This window comes from Spongiibacter sp. (genome assembly GCF_041602295.1).
In the GTDB taxonomy this organism is placed as follows: Bacteria; Pseudomonadota; Gammaproteobacteria; order Pseudomonadales; family Spongiibacteraceae; genus Spongiibacter.
The window spans coordinates 1-9305 of sequence record NZ_JBFIGO010000101.1 but is presented as its reverse complement, the minus strand read 5'-3'; the positions used below and the strand labels follow the sequence as shown (position 1 = coordinate 9305).

General features: G+C 62.3%; 9 protein-coding genes. 6 read left to right on the top strand and 3 right to left on the bottom strand.

Translation table 11 applies throughout. The features are described from left to right. From rsxC to ABYM29_RS13165, 4 genes are all read left to right on the top strand, one after another. Window positions 1–1780 (top strand): electron transport complex subunit RsxC (rsxC, locus tag ABYM29_RS13180; RefSeq protein WP_372865236.1); only part of this gene is annotated, 1780 nt, incomplete at its 5' end. A gap of 1 nt (window position 1781) precedes the next feature. After that, window positions 1782–2837 carry an electron transport complex subunit RsxD gene (gene rsxD / locus ABYM29_RS13175; protein WP_372865235.1) on the top strand — a complete coding sequence of 352 codons (1056 nt, stop codon included), beginning with the start codon at window positions 1782–1784 and terminating at the stop codon, window positions 2835–2837. Then, entirely contained in the window at window positions 2837–3475 is a 639-nt protein-coding gene (gene rsxG, locus ABYM29_RS13170) for an electron transport complex subunit RsxG (RefSeq protein ID WP_372865234.1), read from the top strand. Before rsxD ends, rsxG begins: the two co-directional genes overlap by 1 nt. After that, on the top strand, window positions 3468–4181 hold the full coding sequence (locus tag ABYM29_RS13165) for an electron transport complex subunit E (RefSeq protein WP_372865233.1): 714 nt from the start codon (window positions 3468–3470) through the stop codon (window positions 4179–4181). Before rsxG ends, ABYM29_RS13165 begins: the two co-directional genes overlap by 8 nt. Window positions 4182–4197: 16 nt before the next feature. On the opposite strand, the gene ABYM29_RS13160 is transcribed toward ABYM29_RS13165, so the two are convergent. The 3 genes from ABYM29_RS13160 to ABYM29_RS13150 form a co-directional block, all read right to left on the bottom strand. Continuing rightward, complete coding sequence (locus ABYM29_RS13160; RefSeq protein ID WP_372865232.1) at window positions 4198–4857, bottom strand: SDR family oxidoreductase; 660 nt, start codon at window positions 4855–4857, stop codon at window positions 4198–4200. Window positions 4858–4878: 21 nt separating this feature from the next. Continuing rightward, the gene (locus ABYM29_RS13155; RefSeq protein ID WP_372865231.1) at window positions 4879–5319 is read right to left on the bottom strand and encodes a nuclear transport factor 2 family protein; all 441 of its coding nucleotides are present in this window, start codon (window positions 5317–5319) and stop codon (window positions 4879–4881) included. A gap of 72 nt (window positions 5320–5391) precedes the next feature. Continuing rightward, entirely contained in the window at window positions 5392–6405 is a 1014-nt protein-coding gene (locus ABYM29_RS13150; protein WP_372865230.1) for an AraC family transcriptional regulator ligand-binding domain-containing protein, read from the bottom strand. 205 nt (window positions 6406–6610) lie between these two features. Here ABYM29_RS13150 and ABYM29_RS13145 point away from each other — a divergent pair, with 205 nt between their 5' ends. Further along, the gene (locus ABYM29_RS13145; protein ID WP_372865229.1) at window positions 6611–7651 is read left to right on the top strand and encodes a helix-turn-helix domain-containing protein; all 1041 of its coding nucleotides are present in this window, start codon (window positions 6611–6613) and stop codon (window positions 7649–7651) included. 132 nt (window positions 7652–7783) lie between these two features. Further along, a partial coding sequence (locus ABYM29_RS13140; protein ID WP_372865228.1) for a hypothetical protein occupies window positions 7784–9305 on the top strand: 1522 nt, incomplete at its 3' end.

Below are 9305 nucleotides of genomic sequence, written 5' to 3'. Positions count from 1 at the left end.
CCTGATCGGCATCGAAGACAACAAGCCCGAGGCCCTGGCCGCCATGCGCGCCGCCGCCGAGGGCAGCGGTATCGAAATTGTCAGCTTCCCCACCAAATACCCCTCGGGCGGCGAGAAGCAGCTGATTCAAATTCTCACCGGCAAAGAGGTGCCGAGCAGCGGCCTGCCCGCCGACGTCGGCATCGTCTGCCAAAATATCGGCAGCGCCCGCGCCATCTACCGCGCCGTCTGCCACGGCGAACCGCTGATCTCACGGGTGACCACGGTCACCGGCGACGCCTGCCGCGCGCCGCGCAACTACGAGGTATTGATCGGCACCCCGGTGCAATACCTGCTGGAGCTTAGCGGCTTTAATCCCGACCAGTGTATCCGCCTGATTATGGGCGGCCCGATGATGGGCTACACCCTGCAAGACACCGCGGTGCCGGTGGTGAAAACCAGCAACTGTATTCTCGCGCCCACCGTCGAGGAACTGCCGCCACCGCCGCCGGCGCAGGCCTGTATCCGCTGCGGCATGTGCGCCGAGGCCTGCCCGGTGTCGCTATTGCCCCAGCAGATGTACTGGTTTTCCCGCGCCCAGGAGCACGACAAGCTAGAAGAGCACAATCTTTTCGACTGCATCGAGTGCGGCGCCTGCTCCTACGTCTGCCCCAGCGCCATTCCGCTGGTGCAGTACTACCGCGCCTCCAAGGCGGAAATCCGTCAGGCCCAGCAAGACAAAATCAAAGCTGAGCGCTCGAAAGAACGCTTTGAAGCGCGCCAGGCCCGCATCGAACGTGAAGCGGCCGAGAAGGAAGCCAAGCGCAAGGCGCGTCTGGAAGCCGCCAAGGCCAAGCAGGCCGCCGCCACCAAGGGCGACAGCAAAAGCGATATCATTCAGGCCGCCATCGAGCGCAGCAAGGCCAAAAAAGCCAGTGCCGCCGATAGCGATCCGGCCCAGGCCGCCATTGCCCGCGCCCAAGCTGCGCGCAGCGGCGACGCCCCCGAAGAGAGCGCCGAAGACAAAACCGCGCGCCTGGAAAAACAACTGGCCAGTACCGAAACGCGCCTGAACGCCGCCCGTGAAAAACTGCAGCTCGCGGAAAGTAACAACGACGACAACGTCGCCGCCTTCCGCAGCGCGGTGGAAAAAACCGAAGCCAAACTCAGCGCCCTGCGCGACGAGTTGGCCCAGCACCGCGACAGCCAAGCGACGCCCACAGCAGCCACTGCGGAGCCGGCCGACCCGGCGGCCGCCGCCATTGCCCGCGCCCAGGCCAAACGTGCCGGCGGTGGCGACGACGAAAGCCCCGAAGCCAAACGCGAACGCCTGAACAGCCAGATTGCCAGCACCGAAAAACGTCTGAGCGCCGCCGAACAAAAACTCGCCGCAGCCCAGGCCGACAACGACGACAAGGCCGACGCCTTTGCCACCGCGGTAGAAAAAACCCGCAGCAAACTCGACAGCCTGCGCGCCGAATTAAGTGCCCTGCAAGCTGAAACTGCAGCTGAAACCGAGACCGCCACCCCCGAAGCCGCTGCGGACGATCCCGCAGCCCAGGCCATTGCCCGCGCACTGGCGGCGCGCAATGCCAATGCCGAACTGAGCGACACCGACAAGGCCCGCAACACCGTGGCCTCACTGGAAAAACGCCTGGCCAAAGCCGAGCAAAAGCTCAGCGAAGCGCAGGCCAGCGGCGATGACAATGCCGAAATTCTCGCCGAGTCACTCACCAAGCTACAGGCCAAACTGGCCGATGCCCGCCAGGCGCTCGATGCCCTGAGCCAGAAAGAGAACTAGCATGGCATTCCTGAAACTAAGCTCCCCCCACGCCCACGGCCCCATGAGCACCCCCAAGGTCATGCGCCTGGTATTGCTCGCCACGGTTCCCGGACTGTTAGCCCTGAGCTGGTTCTTCGGCTTTGGCACGCTGATCAATGTGCTGTGGGCCAGCCTCAGTGCGCTGGCCTTCGAAGCCCTCGCCCTGCGCCTGCGCGGCCGGCCGCTGGGCTTCTACCTCAATGACGGCAGCGCCCTGGTCACCGCTTTTCTTTTAGGTATTGCCCTGCCGCCCGGCTCGCCGCTGTGGCTGATTCTGGTCGGCACCGGATTTGCCATTTTGATCTGCAAGCATATGTATGGCGGCATGGGCTACAACCCCTTCAACCCCGCCATGGCGGCCTACGTGCTGTTGCTCATTTCCTTTCCGGTAGAAATGACCGACTGGCTCGCGCCCCGCGGCGCGGTCGCCTCTGGCGACTTACTCGGCCCGCTAGATGCCCTACTGCGCAGCCTCGGCATGGCCGCCGAGGGCAGCGCCCTGGATGGCATCAGCATGGCCACGCCGCTGGACATCATCAAACAGAACGACGCCCTGCTCATTAACGACCTGTGGGCACAAACTCCGCAGTACGGCAGCGTCGCCGGTATCGGCTGGGAGTGGGCCAATGTCGGCTTTCTGCTGGGTGGCGCCTTCCTGCTCTATCGCGGCATCTTTACCTGGCACGCACCGCTGAGCATGCTCGCGGCACTCAGCATCATGGCACTGCTGTTTTACGACGGCGGCAGTTCAGCCTCTGGCGGCAGCGTGTTCTTCCACCTGTTTAGTGGCGCCACCATGTTCGGCGCCTTCTTCATCGTCACCGACCCGGTCACCTCGGCGGTGTCCAATCGCGGCCGCATCATTTACGGCGCCACCATCGGTGTGCTGGTGTATATCATTCGCGTGTGGGGCAACTACCCCGACGCCGTCGCCTTCTCGGTATTGCTAATGAATTTTGCCGCGCCGTTTATCGACCACTACACCCAACCGCGCACCTACGGTCATCGCAAAGCCAAAGCGCAGGAGAAAGCCTGATGCTCGGTCAGTCCATTACTAAAAACGGCTTGCTGCTCGGCCTGTTTGCCGTGGTGACCACCGGCGTGATTGCCGCCACCTACCTGTCGACGCGCAGCCTGGTGCAGGACAATATCCGCGCTGCGGAAGAGCGGGCACTGCTGGAAATTGTCCCCCGCGAGCGCCACAACAACAGCATGTTAGACGATGCCATGGTGCTCAGCGACAACGCCCTGCTGGGCCTGCGCGACAAGCGCAAAGCCTATCGCGCCCGGCTCGACGGCGACATCATCGCGGTCATTTTGCCGGCCACCGCCCGCGACGGCTACACCGGCGACATCGACATGATTGTCGGCGTTAACCGCGACGGCAGTGTCGCTGGCGTACGCGTACTCAGCCACCGCGAAACCCCCGGTCTGGGCGATCAGATCGACTACAAAAAAAGCCAGTGGGTAGACGACTTTATCGGCCGCAGTCTGGGTAAACCCAAGATCGAAAAATGGACCGTTAAAAAAGACGGCGGTGTGTTCGACCAGTTCACCGGCGCCACTATTACGCCGCGCGCCGTCACCGCCGCGGTGCGCCGCAGCCTGCAGTATTACGCGGAAAACCGCGCACGACTGCTCGACGAATCCGCCGAGGAGAAAGGCAATGAGTGATGTGAACTACCGCGAACTCTCGCTTAACGGCCTGTGGAAAAACAACCCGGCCATTGTCCAGCTGCTCGGCCTCTGCCCGCTGCTGGCGGTCACCGGCTCGGTGATCAACGCCATCGGCATGGGCCTGGCCACCATCTTTGTGCTCACGGTGTCCAACAGCTGCGTATCGATTATCCGCAACATCACCTCAGATGCGGTGCGACTGCCGGCCTTTGTGATGATTATCGCGGCGGCGGTCACCTGCATTGAACTGCTGATGCAGGCCTTCGCCTACGAGCTGTTCCAGATTCTCGGTATCTTCCTGCCGCTGATCACCACCAACTGCGTCATTCTCGGCCGCGCCGACGCCTTTGCCAGCAAAAATCGCCTGCTGCCGGCAATGTACGACGGCTTAATTATGGGGCTGGGTTTCTCGGCGGTGCTGATCCTGCTGGGCGCCATCCGCGAAGTGGTCGGCACCGGACACATTTTTGCCAATATGGATCTGCTGTTCGGCGAGTCTGCCAAGGCCTGGAAAATTGTGCTGGTTGAAGACTACAAGGCCTTCCTGGTAGCGATACTGCCGCCCGGCGCCTTTATTTTTACCGGGCTGATTATCGCCCTGAAAAACCTCATCGACGGCGAAATCCAAAAACGCGAAGCGGCAAAATCTGCCGGCGCCGAGCCCACCAGCCGCCGCGTGCGCGTCACCGGCAATATCAGCTAAGCGCAGCAGAGCCCCGCTAGCTCAGACCGCGCACTGGCAACAGTGCGCCGTGCATCGCCGAGGCCTCGTCCGAGGCCAAAAAACACATCACATTGGCCAGTTGCTGCGGGCTTACCCACTTTTGCGGGTCGGCCTGTGGCATCGCCGCGCGATTGGCCGGGGTATCAATAATACTGGGCAGCACCGCATTAATATTGATGCCGCGTTCGCGGTATTCCGCCGACAAACTCTCGGTTAAATGCATCAGCGCCGCCTTCGCCGCGCCGTAGGCCGACAGCTGCGCGCTGCCCCGCAGGGCGCCCAGCGCGCCAACGTTCACAATCGCGCCGCTACCGCGCGCCACCATGCCCGGCAGCAGCGCCCGGCAGGCATTGCGCGCCGTATCTACATTAATCATCTGCATCGCCTGCCAGTCGCCCTCGGCGCCATCGCTGTCAAAGGCCGCCATGGTAAAGCCGCCGGCGACATTGCACAGCACATCCACGTCCGCCAGCGGCGCTAACACTCGCAGGCACTGCTCGGCATCGGCCAGATCCACCGCCAGCGCATCGCTGCCATCGCTGCGCTGCACCACGCGAATCACCTCGGCGCCCAACTCTGTCGCGCGCTGCACCAACGCCCGCCCCAGGCTGCCATTGGCACCAGTCACCACCAGCCGCTTGTTATGCAAATTCATACCGTCTCCGCCGAGCCCGACTTATAAGGAGAATAATAGATGCTGACTGAGATCGCCGACCAGATCGACATGCATCTCGCGGCGGGCAAACTGCCAGTCGCCATCGCATTTGCGCAGCTGGTCGCGGTAGCGGCCGCTGATAATAGCCTGCAGGGGCAGCGCCTCGGTCGCTTGCAACACCGTGTAGCAGGAGCGCGCCTCGGCACTGGCGCCATCGGCCGCCACCTCGATAATGGCATTGCTGATCAGGTGGCGGGTTTTCGGCGTGCCGCTGTCGGCATACAAGCGGGCAGACTCGCGGTACATCGCCGACACCTGTTCGGCGCCTTTCACTGCGCTGTTGTGGGCCGGGGCGTGAATTTCCGCCTCGCGAAACAAGTGGCCGATGCCGGCAAAATCGCCGCCATCAATCAGTTCCGCATAGCGGTAGAGGAGGTTTTCTATTGCACGGGCATCGTCCATATCAACTCTCGCGATCATCGGGCAACAAGCCACAGCAAAAATAATTTCCGGGTCCGAATCAGGGCTAAACCGCTAACCGACCTGCAACATCATCCGGTAGCGACCGGGCGCCTGACCATACCAGCGCTTAAAGGCTTTTTGAAAAGCGCTCTGATCACTAAAGCCCAGCTCCGCAGAAATATCCAGCAAGCCCAATTCCGAGCGCGCGATCAGTCCCAGAGAGCGCTCCTTACGCGCCTCATCCACCAGGCTCTTATAGCTGGTGTCGGTGTTGTTCAGCCGCCGCTGCAGGGTGCGCGGGGCAATGCCCAGCTGCGCCGAAATATCCTCCAGTCGCGGCACCCCTTCAGACAACTGGTTGACGATGCAATCGCGCACTTCTTTAATCAGCCGGTCTTCAAATTGCAAATTCGACAGCTCGATCAGCGCCGCCTGTTCCAGTGACTTGTGAATACCCGGGTGGGGATAGCGAGAGGGCTGGTCGAGCAGCTCGCGGCCAAAATGCACCGCATTGGCCTTTTTATCGAAATACACCGGCGCCTCAAACAGCGCTTGCATCTGCTCCTCGCGGCCATCGGCATCGTGGGCAAAATGCACCTCCCGGCGAGTGGCGCCGCGATCCAGCATCGGCTTGTTCACCCGGTACCAGTTGGCAAAAAAGAATTCCACAACATGGCGCGATGCCTGCTGGCGCGGCGGCTGTTGCCAGCTCAGGCAGGCGGTCGCGCTATTGATCTCACTGAGCAACATATCACCGTGGTCAATCAACAGGCGGGAAAAACGCTGCATGGCATCCACCGCGCCGCGCGTATCGGGGGCGCTCATGCCTAAGTAATTCACCATACCCCAGGGGCTGCGCGAACAATGCGTGCCGGCGTGGGCACCCAGGCAGGGGTCATTCAACAGGCAGCTGCCGGCATCCAGCGTCATCTCAAACAAGCGCAGCGGCACCCGCCCCTGCTCGCTCAGATGGGCCTCGGGGTTTAAACGCAACACCGACTGCAACTGGCGGCTCGTCACGCCCTGCCCCGCGAGGTACTCCAAAAGGTTATCCAGGTACTCTTTGCATACTGTCGGTGTCCGCATAGCGCTACTCCCCTTGCTTGTCGCCCCGACAAACGCCGGAGCGACATCGTTAATACTTATTCTTTTAACGCCACCGCCGCAGCGGCTGAGGCAACCCCAACAGACTAGCAAGTTCAGCGTGGCACTTGTCCCCCTGCGCCAGGCAAAGTATTATCATTTGTGACCGTCAAGTTATATCATTTTTGGCCATAGTCGATTATTCCCTGTGCAATTAATAGAACTGGAACAACTCGGTGCCCGCCTACTGCAGGTACTGTGGCGCCTACTGCAAAACCAATATCCCGAGATCGACTGTGCCGAACTGGGCCGTCGCTGCGACCTAGAGCCGCAGTGGTGGCAGACACCCAGCAGCAATAAATTGGTTAACGTACTGGTGCTACTCAACCAGCTGCGCAGTGGCGATGCCCCGGCCATTGCCCTGGAACTCGGCGACCTCGCCCAGCTCAGCGACCTCGGCCTGCTCGGCTACGCCATGCTCACCTCGGCCAACTGCGAACAGGCCACCAATATCAGCTGCCACGCCTTTAGCGAGGCCAGCTTTCTGGTCAGAGTGAATCTGCAGCGCGACGAGCAACACGCCCTGATCCGCTTTCATCTCACCGAAAATGCCCTGCCCATCGAACAGCTGATTATGGAACTGTGCAGCGTCGCCGCCTGGCGCTATGTACAGGGCATTCTGCCCGAGGGCCGCGCCGCTGTGCCCAGCTATGTCGAACTCAGCAGCAGCGCCCCCGACCACGCCGCGCGCTACACCCAACTGCTTGGCTGCCCGGTGCATTTCGACTCGCCGCGCAACACCATTGCCCTGCCACTGGCCTGGCTGCAACGGCCCATTCCCAGCGGCAACGAGCAGGCACTGATTGCCTGCTCCCACCATGTGCAGCAGATTATCGGCGACAGTTATCGCAGCGCTGGCATTGTTCCCCAGGTCAAACGTCTGCTAATGTCACGGCCGCAGGATTGCGGCTTTAGACTGGCCAGCACCGCCAAACTGCTGCGCCTCAGCCCGCGCAGCCTGCGCCGCCACCTGGAACAGGCCGGCAGCAGCTTCCGAAAAATCTGTCTGGAAGTGCGCATGGAGCTGGCCAGAGAATATTTATACAACACCCGCATGAGCCCAAAGGAGATCGCCTATCAGCTGGGCTATACCCACCCCAGCAACTTTAACCGCGCCTTCAGCGACTACTACCAAAATTCGCCACAGGCCATGCGCCGCGCCCACCATGCCGCCTTTCAACAGCACTAGCGCGGCTGGCGCAGCGCGACATAACTGGCGTCGCCAGCCCTACAGCAGGCGCGCCGCACAACGCACAATAAGCCGCCGACCGGCCCTGTCGCCGCACGGTTTTTAACAATAGATTTTGCAAAAGGTTTAACTATGATCGCAGCCGATAACACCCCGATTCTGGTCGGCGTGAGCCAAACCACCTACCGCGACACCGGCAACCCCGAGCGCAGCCCCACCGATGCCTTTCACGAGGTACTGGAACAGGCCCTGCAAAACAGCGGTCAGGGCGAGGCCCTGCGCGGCGCCGTCGACACCCTGTGCACCGAGCCCAGCTTTCTGGAAGTGTCACCCGAACTCAGCGAGTTAATCAGCCTGTTCCCCGGCCCCGAGCTGGCCAAGCGCCTGGGCCTGAAAGACGCCCGCTGCCTGAAAGCCCCCGACGGCGGCAACGGCCCGCAAATGCTGATCAACCATTTTGCCCAGCAGCTCAGCCAAGGCCGCGGCCGCGCGGTGGCCATTTGCGGCGGCGAACTCACCGCCAGCTTCCGCGCCCTGCTCGCCAGTGGCAACGACCTTGCCGGCTGGCGCGCAGATGCCAGCGGCCACACCGAACAACCCTGGAGCGTTCGCGAAGGCGCCCACGCCGAAGAACACCGCCACAACCTCTGGCTGCCCACCAATATGTACGCGCTGTTCGAAAACGCCCTGCGCCATCGCTACGGCCACAGCCTGAGCCAGCACCAACAGCATATCGGCAAACTAATGCAGCGCCTCAGCGACACCGCCGCCGCCAATCCCGACGCCTGGTCTTACCAGCGCCCGCGCGGCGCCGAGCAACTGGTCAGCTTCGCCGAGCGCAGCCCCTGCCTGGCCCTGCCCTATAACAAATACCTGTGCGCGCAGATGAATGTCGACATGGCCGCCGCCGTCATCATGACCACCGTCGGCGCCGCCCGCGACATGGGCATCGCCGAAGAACAGTGGATTTATCTCAATGGCTGCGCCGAAGCGAACGAAATCTGGTTTGTCGGCGAGCGCCCCGACCTGTCGCGCTCCAGCGCCATTGCCGCAGCCGGTAACGCCGCCCTGCAACGCGCCGGCTGCAGCATCGACGACATCGCCCTAATGGACATCTACAGCTGCTTCCCCTGCGCCGTGGAGCTGGCCTGCGACGCCCTCAACATCGACCCCTTCGGCGAGCGCGAGCCCAGCCTCACCGGCGGCCTGCCCTACTTTGGCGGCCCCGGCCACGGCTACAGCCTGCACGCCGTCGTTACCCTGGTTGAGCAACTGCGCCAGCGCCCCGACGACAAGGGCATGATCACCGCCAATGGCTGGTATATGACCAAGCAAGCCATCGGCATCTACAGCGCCAAACCCAGCCAAAGCCAGTGGCAGCGCGGCGACGACGCCCCCCTGCAACAGCAAATCGATAGCCAGCCCCACCCCCACATCGACGCCGCCCCCAAGGGCGCCGCCCGCATCGACAGCTTTACCGTCACCTGCGACGAAAACGGCCCCAATCAGGCCATTATTCTCGGCAGCCTGGAAGGCAGCGGCGCGCGCTTCCTCGCCCACACCGAGCCAGACCCCACCCTGCTCAAACAGTTAATGAGCGAAGACGTCATTGGTCAGCGCGGCCAAGTCGTGGCTGGTAAAGAGCACAACCTGT

Bases quoted from the DNA above. Each gene is read 5' to 3' on its own strand.
- ABYM29_RS13165 (WP_372865233.1), top strand. From the start codon at position 3,468: ATGAGTGATGTGAACTACCGCGAACTCTCGCTTAACGGCCTGTGGAAA.
- ABYM29_RS13160 (WP_372865232.1), bottom strand. From the start codon at position 4,857: ATGAATTTGCATAACAAGCGGCTGGTGGTGACTGGTGCCAATGGCAGC.
- ABYM29_RS13150 (WP_372865230.1), bottom strand. From the start codon at position 6,405: ATGCGGACACCGACAGTATGCAAAGAGTACCTGGATAACCTTTTGGAG.
- rsxG (WP_372865234.1), top strand. From the start codon at position 2,837: ATGCTCGGTCAGTCCATTACTAAAAACGGCTTGCTGCTCGGCCTGTTT.
- ABYM29_RS13155 (WP_372865231.1), bottom strand. From the start codon at position 5,319: ATGGACGATGCCCGTGCAATAGAAAACCTCCTCTACCGCTATGCGGAA.
- rsxD (WP_372865235.1), top strand. From the start codon at position 1,782: ATGGCATTCCTGAAACTAAGCTCCCCCCACGCCCACGGCCCCATGAGC.